Genomic DNA, 15,140 nt, shown 5'->3' with positions numbered 1-15,140 from the left:
CATTTAACAAAGAATTACACCACTTATCTTCCAAAAGAAAATTCTATGTGAGCAATTCATGTTTTAAATTTTGATTACAGCGAATTGGATACAAAGTGTTACACATCCAAATTTCTTCTTTGTAGTATCCATAGCTGCTATATATAGGAATTATAAATAGCAACTATAAATTGCCCATAAATAAATTATTAAAAAAAGATAAAATTAAGATAATATATTTTTAATCTCAATCAAAAAAACGTTATTCTTTCTCATCTAGCTTGTTAAGAAAGAATAACGTTTTTTTAATTCTGGGGTCCCTTTTGGTAAAAAAGAAAAGGTTTATTTTATATGGTCAAAAACAATTTCACGGCCTTTTCCAAACAAAACATTGGAAAGAAGCCGTGGCAAATACTTATTTTATAATTGGCGAAAGTTTACTTCCCTTCACTCTTCTCTAACACATACAAATCTTCTTCAATATTAGATAGTTTCTCTGTTACAAGCTTTCTAGCGTCTCCTATTGCTTGATTGTATGCAAACGGTCCTACTAATTTAATCATTTCTTCAATTAAACGCTCTGCTTGGAAACGCCCAATTTCATCTAAATCTTCTTCAACGAAAAATTGCTGAATTTGTGCTACAAGCTCTTCTTTTTTATCATTTGGTATTTTTATATTCATCATCATTTCTTACTCCTCTATATTTAAGATAGTTCGTTTCTTAACTCTACCATAGAAAATCGACTGCCAGGACAACTTTTTGTAACTCCTTCTAACTCCCTATGACCTAGTATATTTTCTTTCTTTATAGCAAACTGCCTCATAAACATTTTACATAAAAAATATAATGCATTCATTTGTGCAATAGTTGGATCATATTTATCAAAATTACCCGTTATGCATATTCCAATTGTATCTCTATTATTATCTTTCGCATGTGCTCCAATATGTAAACCTCGTCCTTCAACTACAGTTCCATCTTCTTCAATAAAATAGTTATAACCGATCCCGCTCCACCCTCTTACTTTTTGATGAAATTCATGTGTTTTATACACATCCCATCCATCTTCGGATGTGTGGTGAATAATCAGTTTATTTACTGTTTCTAAAGGAACTAATTCATCTTGAAATGTTAAATTAACACATTTAATTTCCATTTGAACGTCCTCCTTACAAATCAATGATCATGATTGTTTTATCATCTGGCCTTATTCTCTTTTTCCCTTCTAGTTCTTCAATAATTGCTATATATTCACTTATACTATTCTTTCTTATATATGCAACAGTTTGTTCGAGTGGCCAATCTGGGTGAAATAATCCGTCTGAACAAATAAAAATCCCGCTCACTTCATCTATATGTAATTCCCCATGTTGTAAATAATGTATCGCTTCTTTCATTCCATTTGCAACGGAATATCCATCCTGTATATTTGCAAGATAACGATTGTATTTTAACTGTTCTTTCACATCTTGAAAAACATGTTCTTCTGGTACAGATAACCCTTTTTTACGATCTTCTTCTCTCTTCTTTTTTGCTCGTTTACTAATTCCTTCGACTGTGTCTTTCGTTAATACTTGCATCGTTCCATTTTGAAGTATTGCGACAATCATACAGTCCCCTAACTGTACATATTCGATTTTCTCACCATCTATTTGAACGGCCGCGATACATGTACACCACAAATGCTCTTTCTTTCTTGTGTCTACTTCATATTCTAACATTTTGCTTTGCAATGCTTCATTTGCTTTTGCGACGGCAACTGGTAAACTATGAGTTTCGCGTAATGAAGCAAAATAACTTGCAAATAAATGTGAAGCGATGTATGCTCCATTATGTCCCTTTTCATCATGAAACGGGACGAGTGGTGTTGCCCCATCACATACACCATAAATCTTTTTTTCTTCATTACAAAAATAAGAATCCTCACATTCTTGCTTCAACGGGCTTTTCTGTTGATATGTTTTTATCTTCACAACTGTATCCCCTTTCAAATGATAAAATACTCGAATTCTTTTGATTAATCTAATTTTCCGAAATAAACTGTTTTTACCCAAAACTTTCAATATCATATATAATCTTGAAATAATATGAATTTTTTAGTGAAGGACGGGAAAGAGATGGTCAGATTTCTTGGTGTTATTATTGGTTCTATTATTATTGCAATTGCCTTTAATCTTTTCCTTATCCCCCACAAAATTTTAAGTAGTGGAATTGGCGGAATTGCTATTATTTTAGGGATTGTAACTCCTGTAAACACAGGTATTATTAACTTCGTATTAAACTTACCTATCCTTATTTTAGGATACATAGGTCTTGGAAAAAAAGTAATTTTTAACACTGTTATCTCTGTTATTGTATTATCTGTTGCATTATACTATGTTCCAGTGAAAGTCGTAGCAACAGATCCACTTTTATCATCTATCTTTGGTGGTGTCATTGCCGGAGCTGGTATCGGTCTTGTTTTTAACTGTAATGGATCAACTGGTGGATTTGATATTATCGGTATGTTGTTGTCTCGCAAACGTGACATTAAACTTGGCGGATTCCTTATTATTTTAAATGCAGTCGTTGTAATCATTGCAGGATTCTTCTTCACTTGGGATGTTGCTCTTACAAGCTTACTTTCCATTTATGTAACTGGTAAAGTTATCGATGCTATTCATACGAAACATCGGAAGGTTACACTTATGATTGTAACAAATGAAGCAGAAAAAATGAAAAAACAACTTCTTTCAACTGTTGTACGTGGAATTACATTACTTGATGGCGAAGGTGCTTATTCCAGCGAAAAGAAACGTGTACTTATGACAGTCGTTTCTCGTGAAGAATTAGCAAGTATGAAATTAACAATTTCTGAAATTGATCCTCATGCATTCGTTAACATTACAGAAACGGTTGAAGTATTAGGATTGTTTAGAAAAGGTTAAAAAACTAGGTGGATTTCTACCTAGTTTTTATTTTCCATAAATTCAATTCGATTTCCGAACGGATCTGACACATAAAATCTAATTACATCTGGTCGTGCATGATCATCTATTACTTCAATACCTTGCTTTATTAACTCTTCTTTAAATTCATCAATTTTTAAAACATAAAAAGCCGGATGCGCTTTTTTAGCTGGATTGAAGTTTTGCTCAACTCCAATATGAATCTCTTGATTTCCACACTTAAACCAACAGCCACCGCGCTTCTTTAATTCCTCTGGCTTCGGGATTTCCTCCATACCAATTTTATTACTATAAAAATCTCGTGCTTCTTCTTCACACCCTACAGGCGCAGCTACTTGTACATGATCAATACCTTGAATATAATTTCTCATTTTCTCTCCCCCTCTTCTATCCTAATATTATAAGGAAAACCTACTCCTGTAACTTACAAATGCTTTATAAAACAATATAAGCTCCCCTTATTACCACCCTATACGCACTTTTCCAAAATAAAGAAAACAAAATTTATTATATAACTTCCATTTTTTATAGAAATATACATTGCATCTATATTATAGTTATGAATAGACAAATCTTTTTAGATGCTATTTGTACGGAGGAACTATTATGAGTCGTAAAAAATATTCATCATTTCAAAGAAAACGTCATCTGAACATTTCTGGACGTTTGCGAAACCATATACAAGATCGTTCTTCAGCAGAAATGTACGCATCTCTGTTCGAGCACAATCCTGATAGTATTATTTCATTGAACTTAGAGGGAGTTATTCTACATACGAACCCTTCTGTCGAAAGAATATTAGGTTACACTTCTTTAGAATTAGAACAGAAAAATATTACCTCTATTTTAGAAGCTCATATTTCTGAGCAAGTATTACAAAATATAAAGAATACTAAAGCGGATAATCAACAAGAGTATATGTTATCTATTTATCATAAAAATGGATTCTTATTAGACGTCGTGACTAAACTAGTTCCTATATTTGTCCAAAATCGTCTAACTGGCGTATATGCCATTATGAAGCCTCTTGAAAAATCAGAAAGAATTGAGAACATGCTAAAAGAAAGCGAGAAGAGATTACGTACATTAGTGAACTCCATGCCTGCGTTCGTTATATTTAAGGATCATGAAGGGCGCTGGCTTGAAGCAAATGATTACGCACTTTCTTGCTTCAATTTCCACCATGTACCTTACCACGGGAAAAAAGATAGTGAACTCATTCAATATAATGAAGCGTACCGAGAAGCTTTTTTACATTGTGAAGAAGTTGATGAACTAGCGTGGCAACAAAGACAAATTCTTCATGGTGAGGAATTTATTATTCATAGAGATGATTTCGACTTAATCTTAAGTATATCGAAAGTTCCTCTCTATCATCCTGACGGCTCGCGTAAGGGTCTTATCGTAATGGGTAGAGACGTTACCGAACTTAAAGAAACAGAAAAGTTATTACGAAAATCAGAAAAGCTCGCAGTAGTCGGACAACTGACAGCTGGAATTGCCCATGAAATTCGAAATCCACTCACTTCTCTAAAAGGTTTTCTAACATTGCTACTCCCTGAAATCAATGAGGAGCAGAAATGGTATATCGATGTTATGTTAAGTGAGATTTCACAGATGGAATCTATTACAAGTCAATTTATGGCGATGTCTAAACCACAAGTATTATCTATCCAAACTTGTAACATACAAACTTTAATTGAAGAAGTAGTTACATTTATTTTACCAACTGCTATTATGCATAGTGTCCATATCATTATGGATCATTTTGATTACAAACATGATATTCAGTGTGATGGTAACCAATTAAAACAAGTTTTTATAAACATATTAAAAAATGCGATAGAAGCGATGCCAAATGGCGGAAATATTTACATCCAAACAAAACCATTTGATGATACTTTCATTTTAATACGGATTATTGATGAAGGTTGCGGTATCCCAGAAGATCGTATCTCTCGTCTAGGCGAACCGTTTTATAGTTTAAAAGAAAAAGGAACTGGACTAGGATTAATGATGTGTTACAAAATAATTGAGGAACATCATGGTAAATTACACATTTCAAGCGAATTAAATCAAGGTACAATCGTTGATATTCAATTGCCACTTTCTTCATCTCATCTTGCGATTCAGTCGTAAATAATAAAAGAAGCATCTGCTAATTGTTAGCAGATGCTTCTTTTTTAAAGTGCTTTGTCATACCATTCTTTTGCTTTTTCTACTTCACCCATTGTTAATTGATGCCCTCTATTTTCCCAGTGCATTGTTACGTTTGCAGTTGCACTTTCTAATAATGCCTTCAATTCCTCTGACTCTGCTGATGAACAAATCGGATCATTTGTCCCAGCAGCAATAAACACGGATTTCCCTGCTAAATTAGGTAATTGTGTTCCTCTTCTAGGCACCATTGGGTGATGGAGCACAGCGCCTTTTAATGCATTTTCGTAATGGAATAATAAGCTTGCAGCAATGTTTGCTCCATTTGAATAACCGATAGCTACAATGTTATTTCTATCAAATTCATATGTTTTTGCAGCTTCATCTAAAAACTCATTTAATTCCTTCGTACGGAAAATCAAATCTTCTTCATCAAAAATGCCTTCTGCCAATCTACGGAAGAAACGTGGCATGCCATTTTCTAATACATTTCCCCTAACACTTAATACAGATGCTTCCGGATCAACTATTTCTGCAAGTGGTAATAAATCTAATTCATTACCACCTGTACCATGCAGTAATAACAACACTGGTTTTGACGTATCTTTTCCTTTTTGAAAAACATGTTTCATCATAATCTTTTTCCCCTTTCAATCACTTTTCGTCTAAATTTCTCACTTCAAATGGTAAAAGTGTTTGTTCAATTTGTTTTCTATGTGTTTCATATTGCTCCGGTAACTTTAATTCCTCACCCATCGTCTCTAACGATTCGTCATGAGCGAAACCAGGAGGGTCTGTTGCAATTTCAAATAAGATTTCGCCGTGTTCTCTAAAATAAATTGCGTTAAAATAATTTCGATCTTGTACAGGCGTTACGTGATATCCAAAACGAGACACACGCTCTTTCCAATCTAATTGATCAGCATCATCACTCGCTCTCCAAGCAATATGATGAACTGTACCAACACCCATTTGACCACGCCCGATTTTTGATAATCTCAAGTCGATAATATTTCCAATATCAGCAGAAGAACGGAATCGAACAAATTCACCTTCTTCTCCAATTTTCTCAAGACCCATAACATGCTCTAACAATTCAGCAGTTTTTTGAGGTTGTGCAGATAAAAGAACAGCACCGCCAAATCCTTTAATTGCTACTTCTGGTGTAACTTCTCCAAAACTCCAATTATTTAATTCGCCTTCTTCTCTTTCAACTAATTCTATATGCAAACCATGTGGATCATCAAATTCTAAATACTGTTCTCCAAATCGAGTCATTTTTGTATACGAAACATCAAATTTTTCTAATCTATTTTCCCAAAAATCCATTGCGCCCTTTGGTACGACATAAGAAGTGATTCCTACTTGACCATCACCAATAATGCCTTGACGAGCACCTGCCCATGGGAAAAACGTAATAATTGTTCCGGGCTTCCCTCCTTCATTACCAAAATAAAGATGGTACGTGCCTGGATCATCAAAATTCACTGTTTGTTTCACTAAACGTAAACCTAACAGACCAGCATAAAAATCTACATTTTCTTGTGGGTGTCCTACGATTGCTGTAATGTGATGAATTCCCATCGTTTTCTTTTCCATTTTCTCCGCCCCTTTTTATTTCATTTTAAAAACTTTTATACATTCAAATTCATTATTCATTTTGTCCATACTGCAAAGTAAAATCCATCGTTACGATTTTATCTCGAATTCAAGATATTAATTATAAAATTACACATCAACATCTAACTTATCGGAATTATCTCGAATTCGAGATAACCCTCAAAAAAATATTTACTCCATCTGAAATCTTTATTCGTAACACAAATTATCTTGAACCTAAATTTATTATAAGTTACTTACTTTTAGTTGTCAACAAGTTCCTTATTTTCATTTTTAATTAAAAGAGAGTAAACACCAATTTAGTTTACTCTCTTTGCAATTTATTTCGTTTCCTCTTCCAACACGGCTTCCATCTCATTAAATTCACGATGAATTGCTTTCACTGGTTCTTTCGTTAATAAACTTACAACAATAATAGCTAATAAGCTACAGAAGAATCCAGGTACCATTTCATACATAGTTGCTTTTAAACTTGGAATTTGTACCCAAGTAATTACAACTACTGCACCTACAATCATCCCAGCAAGAACGCCCCATTTGTTCGTTCTCTTCCAATATAAGCTTAATAAAATAGCGGGTCCGAATGCTGAACCAAATCCCGCCCAAGCATAACCGACAAGTGTTAGAATTGTGTCACTTGGATGATACGCTAAAGCAACTGCAATCATAGCTACTACTAATACTGACAGCCTACCGATAAATACAAGTTCTTTGTCACTTGCGTCACGACGGAAAAATGTTTTATAGAAATCTTCCGTTACTGCACTTGAAATAACAAGTAATTGCGAGGAAATACTACTCATAATCGAAGCCAAAATAGCTGATAATAAAAACCCAGTAATGTACGGGTGGAATAAAATGTTTGAGAATGTTACAAAGACCATTTCTGGGTCTTGTAACGTTGCATTATTTTTAGCGTAATAAGCAATACCAATTAGACCAGTAAGCATTGCACCTATAATTGAAATCGTCATCCAACCGATACCGATTCTACGAGAAGTTTTTAAATCTTTAATAGAAGTAATCGCCATAAAGCGGACAATAATATGTGGTTGACCAAAATACCCAAGACCCCATGCTAAAAATGAAATAATCCCAAGAATTGTAGTCCCTTTAAACATATCTAAATGCGATGCATCAACTTGTTTAATTGTATTGAATGTTTCTGTTACACCGCCCACATCTGTAAAAGCAACAATTGGCACTAATACAAGAGCAATAAACATAATACATCCTTGCACAAAGTCGGTCCAACTTACTGCTAAAAAACCACCGAATAGTGTATAAGCAACTACGACACCGACAGTTACAAATAAACCAATCTTATAATCTAGGTTGAAAGAGTTTTCAAACAAACGTCCACCTGATACTAAACCAGCCGACGCATAAAATGTGAAAAATACTAAAATGACGATAGCGGAGACAAAGCGAAGTATTTTCGTACGATCTTTAAATCGATTCTCTAGAAAGTCTGGAATCGTAATTGAATCATTTGCCACTTCTGTATACGTTCGCAAACGCGGGGCAATAATTAAATAGTTTGCATAAGCACCTATTAATAAACCTATCGCAATCCATACACTTGATAATCCTGTTGCATACATCGCACCAGGTAATCCCATTAGCATCCAACCACTCATGTCCGAAGCACCAGCTGATAAAGCTGTAACTGCTGGACCGAGTCCCCTTCCGCCTAACATATAATCTGATAAATCGGATGTCTTCTTATAAGACCAATAACCGATATACAACATACCTGCCATATAAATAGCAAGCGAAACCATAATCTCAATCTTCACCAAATCTCTCCCTTAGTTACATAAGCCATTCAAAATTTCGAAAGATGACTTTTTCTATTTTCTTGTTTTCGCTTATGGTTCCCTACCTTAACAAACATTTTTTGTTCTTTCAAGTGAACAAGCCAATTTCACTACATGTAAAAACCTTTATAAACGCCTTTATCCCAGTGGATTACCCGGCTTTTAAAATAAATTAAAGTAAAAATATTCAGAAAATATACCATGCACTTTTTCACTCCTAATTTCCAAATTAAAAAGCCATACAAATGTATGACTTTTAATCTATTAAACATAGCTTATTTTCTATTTACTAGTAGGAAACAGTTCCGAAAGAGGCACCACCCGCCCCACCTCATCTTTAAACACAATATGCTCTCTCGTTAAATGGCGTGGACTCTTTACTCCCGCTGCTGCCGCAAGTGAGAACAAACTATATCTCATACTAACAACATAATTCATTACGCGCCATTTCTTCTCATACGGATCTAACGCTTTTTGATAATGAGGATTCGTCGTCGCCACACCAGATGGACATTGCCCCGAATTACATTGAAGCGCCATAATACAGCCACTTGCCATCATAAACCCGCGTGCTGAATTTATAGCATCAGCACCAATAGCTAAAGCAATTGCCACTTTATCTGGTGTAATTAATTTCCCCGAGGCAAACACTTTGAATTTGTCCCGAACACCATAATGATTCGCTGTATCAATACATGTCAGTAACGCTGGAATAAGCGGCATCCCCATACTATCTGCCATCGATTTATACGTTGCACCTGATCCACCTTCTGAACCATCGATTGTAATAAAATCTGGATAGATGTTTAACTCGTTCATCGATTTGAATAAATCTTCCAACGGCCCCTGCTGTCCAATTACAATTTTCATACCGACAGGTTTACCTCCGTTTTCTTGCAACTGCTGAATAAAATAAAGTGTATCTGCTGCATTATTTAAAAATGAAAATCGATTCGGTGAATTAATCGTTTCTCCTTCTCGTACATTTCGAACAGAAGCAATTTTCTCATTTACTTTTTGTCCCTCTAGATGACCGCCACGTATTTTAGCCCCTTGCCCAAATTTCAATTCGAATGCTTTAATATTCCTTTCTTTCGCTTTCTCCATGAATTGCTCCATTGAAAAATTACCATCCTCATCACGGTAACCAAATAATCCTGGACCAATTTGCGCAACGATATTTGCACCTGTATGTAAATGTTCTGGTATTACACCACCTTCCCCTGTATTAATCCACGAACCACCAGCCATCTTCGCACCAAATCCACTCGCTAATATATAATTTTCGCCAATCGCACCGTAAGAAGTTGCTGATGCTCCAAACATGCCATACAGTTTCCATGGATATTTACGATTTTCACCGACGATAACCGCATCATCTTCTTCATATAACCAAAGATTCGTTGTATCCGCTGTCAATTTTTCTCTTCGTGAAAATAACCCTTCTTTATGAATCACATACTTTTTCCCTTCACGTTCTTGCGCTACATTCACACTTAATTCTTCTGTTAATATCGGAAATAATGTATTAGCAATATAATAACCAGATGTATCAAAATCTCGTTTTGATCCAAAGCCAAGTATTTCAGAACGGTACTTTGCTAAAAACATTACACTTTGAAAATCATACCGTGAAAAAGGCTTTCCATCCGTATCATGATCAAACCAATATTGCCTAAATTCCGGCCCTATCTTTTCAAGTAAATAACGCATCCTTCCTAAGTATGGATGTAGCTTTAATATAGAATGATGTGTCCGTTTTTTAATAAAAAATGTAATAATAAAAAAAATGATTAATAGTAGCATGAATAAGAGCAATATACTAATAATAACGAGTAGCGTTTCACTCATCCCGCTTCCTCCTATGAAAATCCATAATAAAAGGAGAACACCTGATGTGTTCTCCTTTTATCTTTATTCAAATTAATGTAACAAGATGCTCTTTCGCATCATATTCAACTAAACTTTCAGCATTTTTAATTCGATGAACAAAATCTGGATTAGCAATTAAAGGTCTTCCGAATGCCGCTACATCAATCGTTCCTTCTTGCAACGCTTCTTCAGCCTCTTTCGGATTTAAATTCCCTACTCCTACGATCGTACCATCCCAATATTTTCTTACTAATTGATGAAAATTCTTTCCGTCAGCAATGACTGCCGTATAATTCATCGTTGAAGGGTGAATCATCGTTAATCCAACTTCTTTGAACATATTTACAAACGTTTCAATTGCAAGCTCAGGGTTTTCCCACATATAAGTAGGATTATCACCTTTGAAAGCAGAGAAACGAAGAAGTGTTTTATTAGCTCCAACAGCTTCTATTACAGCCGCCGTTACTTCTTTCATAAACGTTAACCTTTCCTTTAAGTCTCCGCCGTATTTATCAGTACGCTTATTTGCAAACTCATAAGTAAATTGATCGATTAAATATCCGTGTGCACCGTGTATTTCTACTCCATCAAATCCAGCTTCAATTGCATTCTTCGCAGCTTGTGCGTATTGACCGATCACTTCTTGTATTTCTTCTAACGTCATTGCTTCTGGCGTATCAAACGGTTTACGAAAACGTGGAACATTTCCCTCTGCAGCGATAGCAGACGGTGCTTGTGGCATTTTCCCACCAATTATTTCGTGATGACTCATACGTCCAACATGCCATATTTGAGCAATAATCGTTCCGCCTTCTTTATGTACTGCCTCTGTAACAGGCTTCCACGAATCGATTTGTTCTTGTGTATAAATTCCTGGTACTCCTGGATTTCCTTTTGCTCTTGGGCTAATGACGATTCCCTCTGTAATAATTAATCCAACTCCATCAGCTGCACGCTTTCTATAGTACTCGACTACATCAGTACCAACTACTCCCGTTTCATGATTTGCGAAACATCTCGTCATCGGTGCCATTGCTATGCGATTACGAAGAGACCAAGATCCAATTTGAATCGGATTGAACAACTTTGTTTCTTCAATATTTTCAAAAAATCCCCAAGCACTTATATTTGTTCCTTCATAAATACTTGCTGCTTTATTATTTGAACTTGTCATTTTTCTTCCCCCTAAAAAAATTCTTACTACAATCGCATCATACTTACTTTTAGATAGTAACGTCAATTTATACGCCTTTACCATCAAACATTCGAATATCAAAAAAACAGAATGATACAAATAAAAAAAGGTTTCCTAGGAAGGAAACCTTTTTTAGTTTACCGTATATGGATGACAACTCATTAATCTCTTTTATATAAAGAAAATAAACAATTATTGTCTCTTCACATATAAAAAACTTTAAAAATAGAAGTGAAAGTGGTTCAGTATTCTCCTAAAAATAATAACTTATAAACCTAAAACAATGAAAGCCCTACCTCTCTTTCATCCTTACGGCTCCTCGTCCGTGCCAGTGTGAATCAGGATTGCAAAAATCAAGTAACTATTCTATCGAAGTGTTTAATTAAACTTCGAACATTCGTAAAGAATTTTAAAAATAAAAATGGATTTGATTGTAGTAATAACAAAAGGGGTTAATGCTCTAAAAGTGGTTTGAAAGAGTTGAATGTCTTTGAAATGATTAATTTTCTATAATTATGCTCCCAAAAAATTCAAAATCTTTTTTGGGATATAATACATTATTTGTAATGAATCTTAACAAAAGCTTTTTATTTGACTTTCTGTGATACCTTCAATTAATCCCAGTTCACTCATCAAAAATTCGTGTGCGTTATCTAACATTTTCTTTTCGCTTGCATTAAGTGCTTTTTCTTTCTGCATACGTAATAAATCACGTACAACTTCAGCACCTTCTTGTATTTTACCCGTCTTTATTTTATCAGTGTTCAATTTATACCTTTGTTTCCACGTAAGTAATCTATCAGATTCTCCATGTTGAAAAATATCCAATATGTGTGCTATCGCCGTTATATCCGTAACTGGTCGTATATTTGAGCTCAATATTCTCCCTGCAGGAATCATTAATTCCATATTACTACCCGACATTTTTATAACATAATACTGTTGTTTTTCTCCTGCGATTTCCTTCTCTTCTATGGCTTTAATTATACCTGCTCCGTGCATTGGATAAACAATGTTATCGCCAATTTGAAACAAATAATCCACCTCCATATATGGTAACCTTCTCAATCTTAACACACATTCATTTTTTTAGCAAAATTTTTATTTTATCATAAAATTATTTTTCATGTCAATTCTTTCAAACTAAGAAAATAAATTCGTAAAATATCACTAAAAACCCGCAATCTTATTAACTTTTCCACACATATATACATGCTACTTTCACCTGCTCTTTTTACATAAAAACACATTACTACATATAAGTAGTAATGTGTTTTTTATACGGAATCATTAAACATTCCCTATTAATTTCACGCCTATACACTAACCTGCTTACGGACTGTCTCTCTTGCTAAAAGAAAACTCATAATCACTTGTGCAGCTACTCGGCTCGTCATATCCCTAAAATCAAGTGTTGGATCAATCTCTACAATATCCATCCCTTGAACGAGCGGTTCTTTACCAAGAAATTCAATCGCATCAAGTAAAGTCGTACTATCCATTCCGCCAGGACCAATTGCTGGGCAACCTGGTGCAAATGCTTGATCGAGTACGTCCATATCAAGAGAAATATAAATAGAAGTCACGCCTTGCTTTCTTAATACTTCAATACTTTCCGTGATAATATCTTTGATTTCTCGCTCTCGTACATCTTTCATTGTATATACTGTCACGCCATGTTCTTTTGCATATTCATGGTACGCTCGCGCATTTGAAAAATTGCGAATTCCGATTTGAACGAGTTGTTTTCCTGTAATGACACCATTTTCTAGTAAACTACGGAACGGTGTACCATTTGATGGGCCACCATCATCTAAATTACGTAAATCATGATGGGCATCAAATTGAATAATCCCGACCTTTCCTTTACTGTTTGCAAATCCTGTTATACTCGGAAAACTAATCGAGTGATCCCCGCCAAGAACGATTGGTATCATGTTCGGATTTACTTTCGTTACATGACCAACTGTTTTCGCAATTCGGTTATGACTTTCTTTTATATCCGTTACATGCATCGTAATATCACCGCAATCATATAAAACACTTTCCTTCATATCATGTTCTTCTGTAATTGCGTACGTGCTATATGCATCTAACATCGCACGAATTGTTTTTGGAGCAAAGATCGCTCCTGAATGACTAATAGATGGTTTAGAAAGGGGTGCTCCAATTAAGGCAGCACCGAATATTTCCACGCCTTCCTCCCAATCTTTAATCATTTCACTCCATTTCGTCACTTCACGATCGATAAACTTTGCATTCTTCTTTAAATAGTGGCCGTGCTCCACGTTTGTTCACCTCTTGTATATGCGATATTACCATTCTTCCATACTGTATTTACATGACTTACGCCGTAATGATACGGTACGTAAGCATAATTGTAAGCATCCCATAAAACTAAATCTGCCTTGCGACCAACTCTAATTTTCCCAGCTACGTCCCCACGATTAATTGCGTAAGAAGAGTTAACTGTTACCGCGTTCCAAACTTCTTCTGGTGTCATTTTCAGCTTGAGCATTGCGATGCTCATAATAAGCTGAATGTTTTCAGTTGGACAGCTACCTGGGTTAAAGTCTGTAGCTAACGCAACTGCAACACCTTCATCGATCATTTTACGACCACGAGCAAAGCTTTCTTTATTTAAATAGAAAGTTGTTCCTGGTAATAAAGTGGCTACTGTATTAGAGTTTGCAAGCATTTCAATTCCTTTATCAGAAGCGCCAACTAAATGGTCCGCTGATGCTGCACCAATTTCAGCCGCTGCTTCCGCACCACCAAGAGGATCAATTTCATCTGCATGAATTTTCACGTCAAAGCCAAGCTCTTTCGCTTTTAATAAAAACTCTTTTGATTCTTCGACAGAGAACACGCCTGTTTCGCAGAAAATATCAACGAATTCAGCTAATTGCTTCTCTTTCATTTCTGGCAGTAAGTCTAACATCCATTGTAAAAATTCTTTTGATTTCCCTTTATACTCTTTCGGAACTGCATGAGCACCTAAAAATGTGGAAACTAAATCAATCGGGTGCTCTTTTTGCAATTGCGCAGTTGCCTCTAATTGTTTCCATTCTGTCTCATCATCCAATCCGTAACCACTCTTCGCTTCTACAGTTGTAACTCCGAAAGATAGCATACGGTCTAAATGGAATTTCGCTTTTTGAACAAGTTCTTCTTTCGACGCCTGTTTCGTTGCATTTACAGTTGAAAGAATACCTCCGCCTTGTTCTAAAATTTCTAAGTACGGCACTCCTTGCAATTTTAGTGCGATTTCATTTTCACGAGATCCACCAAATACAAGGTGAGTATGCGGATCAACAAGACCAGGAGAAATCATTTTCCCACCGCAATCAATAACTTCTTTCGCTTGTAATCCTTTCGCTTCTTCCGCTGTTCCAACGAAAGTAATTACGCCGTTTTCAATTCCAATCACACCGTTTTCGATAACAGGAAGCGTGTTCATCGCTTCCCGTCTTAACAAGCCATCTTCTTGATCCATTGTTAGTAATTGACCGATATTTATTAGTAAAGTGTCCAGCATGTTTTCTC

General features: G+C 35.3%; 14 protein-coding genes. 2 read left to right on the top strand and 12 right to left on the bottom strand.

What is annotated here, in order from left to right; all coding sequences use genetic code 11:
• Positions 1-416 precede the first annotated feature (416 nt).
• From BAQ44_RS16430 to BAQ44_RS16420, 3 genes are read right to left on the bottom strand one after another with little or no spacing between them, the layout of a single operon-like run.
• The gene (locus BAQ44_RS16430) at positions 417-668 is read right to left on the bottom strand and encodes a DUF2164 domain-containing protein (RefSeq protein ID WP_001983516.1); all 252 of its coding nucleotides are present in this window, start codon (positions 666-668) and stop codon (positions 417-419) included.
• Positions 669-685: 17 nt separating this feature from the next.
• Positions 686-1,138: a peptidoglycan recognition protein family protein gene (locus BAQ44_RS16425; protein ID WP_063262452.1), complete on the bottom strand. Its 453-nt coding sequence runs from the start codon at positions 1,136-1,138 to the stop codon at positions 686-688.
• Between the two features lie 13 nt (positions 1,139-1,151).
• A complete protein-coding gene (locus BAQ44_RS16420) occupies positions 1,152-1,973 on the bottom strand; it encodes a protein phosphatase 2C domain-containing protein (RefSeq protein WP_116758377.1) in 822 nt (273 codons plus the stop codon).
• Between the two features lie 126 nt (positions 1,974-2,099).
• On the opposite strand from BAQ44_RS16420, the gene BAQ44_RS16415 reads away from it, so the two are divergent.
• Positions 2,100-2,909, top strand: a complete 810-nt coding sequence (locus tag BAQ44_RS16415; RefSeq protein WP_000251342.1) for a YitT family protein — start codon at positions 2,100-2,102, stop codon at positions 2,907-2,909.
• A 20-nt stretch (positions 2,910-2,929) separates the two neighbouring features.
• Here BAQ44_RS16415 and BAQ44_RS16410 read toward each other — a convergent pair whose 3' ends face one another.
• Positions 2,930-3,301, bottom strand: a complete 372-nt coding sequence (locus tag BAQ44_RS16410) for a VOC family protein (protein ID WP_063262450.1) — start codon at positions 3,299-3,301, stop codon at positions 2,930-2,932.
• Positions 3,302-3,536: 235 nt separating this feature from the next.
• On the opposite strand from BAQ44_RS16410, the gene BAQ44_RS16400 reads away from it, so the two are divergent.
• Positions 3,537-5,069, top strand: a complete 1,533-nt coding sequence (locus BAQ44_RS16400; RefSeq protein ID WP_061678561.1) for a BA3702 family sensor histidine kinase — start codon at positions 3,537-3,539, stop codon at positions 5,067-5,069.
• Between the two features lie 44 nt (positions 5,070-5,113).
• On the opposite strand, the gene BAQ44_RS16395 is transcribed toward BAQ44_RS16400, so the two are convergent.
• The 8 genes from BAQ44_RS16395 to hutI form a co-directional block, all read right to left on the bottom strand.
• Positions 5,114-5,722 carry an alpha/beta hydrolase gene (locus tag BAQ44_RS16395; RefSeq protein ID WP_071722430.1) on the bottom strand — a complete coding sequence of 203 codons (609 nt, stop codon included), beginning with the start codon at positions 5,720-5,722 and terminating at the stop codon, positions 5,114-5,116.
• 19 nt (positions 5,723-5,741) lie between these two features.
• Positions 5,742-6,686 (bottom strand): ring-cleaving dioxygenase, encoded by a 945-nt coding sequence (locus BAQ44_RS16390; protein WP_071722428.1) that lies wholly within the window; start codon positions 6,684-6,686, stop codon positions 5,742-5,744.
• A 341-nt stretch (positions 6,687-7,027) separates the two neighbouring features.
• The gene (gene putP, locus BAQ44_RS16385) at positions 7,028-8,506 is read right to left on the bottom strand and encodes a sodium/proline symporter PutP (RefSeq protein WP_071722426.1); all 1,479 of its coding nucleotides are present in this window, start codon (positions 8,504-8,506) and stop codon (positions 7,028-7,030) included.
• A gap of 303 nt (positions 8,507-8,809) precedes the next feature.
• Positions 8,810-10,378, bottom strand: a complete 1,569-nt coding sequence (locus BAQ44_RS16380; RefSeq protein ID WP_071722424.1) for an FMN-binding glutamate synthase family protein — start codon at positions 10,376-10,378, stop codon at positions 8,810-8,812.
• Between the two features lie 67 nt (positions 10,379-10,445).
• Complete coding sequence (locus BAQ44_RS16375) at positions 10,446-11,573, bottom strand: alkene reductase (protein ID WP_071722421.1); 1,128 nt, start codon at positions 11,571-11,573, stop codon at positions 10,446-10,448.
• A gap of 594 nt (positions 11,574-12,167) precedes the next feature.
• Positions 12,168-12,629 (bottom strand): CarD family transcriptional regulator, encoded by a 462-nt coding sequence (locus BAQ44_RS16370; protein ID WP_170956876.1) that lies wholly within the window; start codon positions 12,627-12,629, stop codon positions 12,168-12,170.
• A 281-nt stretch (positions 12,630-12,910) separates the two neighbouring features.
• Positions 12,911-13,882 (bottom strand): formimidoylglutamase, encoded by a 972-nt coding sequence (hutG, locus tag BAQ44_RS16365; protein ID WP_063262442.1) that lies wholly within the window; start codon positions 13,880-13,882, stop codon positions 12,911-12,913.
• A complete protein-coding gene (gene hutI / locus BAQ44_RS16360) occupies positions 13,861-15,132 on the bottom strand; it encodes an imidazolonepropionase (protein WP_071722416.1) in 1,272 nt (423 codons plus the stop codon). Before hutI ends, hutG begins: the two co-directional genes overlap by 22 nt.
• Positions 15,133-15,140 lie beyond the last annotated feature (8 nt).

This window comes from Bacillus mobilis, assembly GCF_001884045.1.
Classification (GTDB): Bacteria; Bacillota; Bacilli; order Bacillales; family Bacillaceae_G; genus Bacillus_A; species Bacillus_A mobilis.
Note: the sequence above shows the minus strand (reverse complement) of the source record. Positions and strands in the feature narration are given on the sequence as shown.

What these genes read in the sequence shown, in the direction of transcription:
- BAQ44_RS16430 (WP_001983516.1), bottom strand. Translation starts at nt 668, where the DNA reads ATGATGATGAATATAAAAATACCAAATGATAAAAAAGAAGAGCTTGTA.
- BAQ44_RS16425 (WP_063262452.1), bottom strand. Translation starts at nt 1,138, where the DNA reads ATGGAAATTAAATGTGTTAATTTAACATTTCAAGATGAATTAGTTCCT.
- BAQ44_RS16415 (WP_000251342.1), top strand. Translation starts at nt 2,100, where the DNA reads ATGGTCAGATTTCTTGGTGTTATTATTGGTTCTATTATTATTGCAATT.
- BAQ44_RS16410 (WP_063262450.1), bottom strand. Translation starts at nt 3,301, where the DNA reads ATGAGAAATTATATTCAAGGTATTGATCATGTACAAGTAGCTGCGCCT.
- BAQ44_RS16400 (WP_061678561.1), top strand. Translation starts at nt 3,537, where the DNA reads ATGAGTCGTAAAAAATATTCATCATTTCAAAGAAAACGTCATCTGAAC.
- BAQ44_RS16395 (WP_071722430.1), bottom strand. Translation starts at nt 5,722, where the DNA reads ATGATGAAACATGTTTTTCAAAAAGGAAAAGATACGTCAAAACCAGTG.
- BAQ44_RS16390 (WP_071722428.1), bottom strand. Translation starts at nt 6,686, where the DNA reads ATGGAAAAGAAAACGATGGGAATTCATCACATTACAGCAATCGTAGGA.
- BAQ44_RS16380 (WP_071722424.1), bottom strand. Translation starts at nt 10,378, where the DNA reads ATGAGTGAAACGCTACTCGTTATTATTAGTATATTGCTCTTATTCATG.
- BAQ44_RS16375 (WP_071722421.1), bottom strand. Translation starts at nt 11,573, where the DNA reads ATGACAAGTTCAAATAATAAAGCAGCAAGTATTTATGAAGGAACAAAT.
- hutI (WP_071722416.1), bottom strand. Translation starts at nt 15,132, where the DNA reads ATGCTGGACACTTTACTAATAAATATCGGTCAATTACTAACAATGGAT.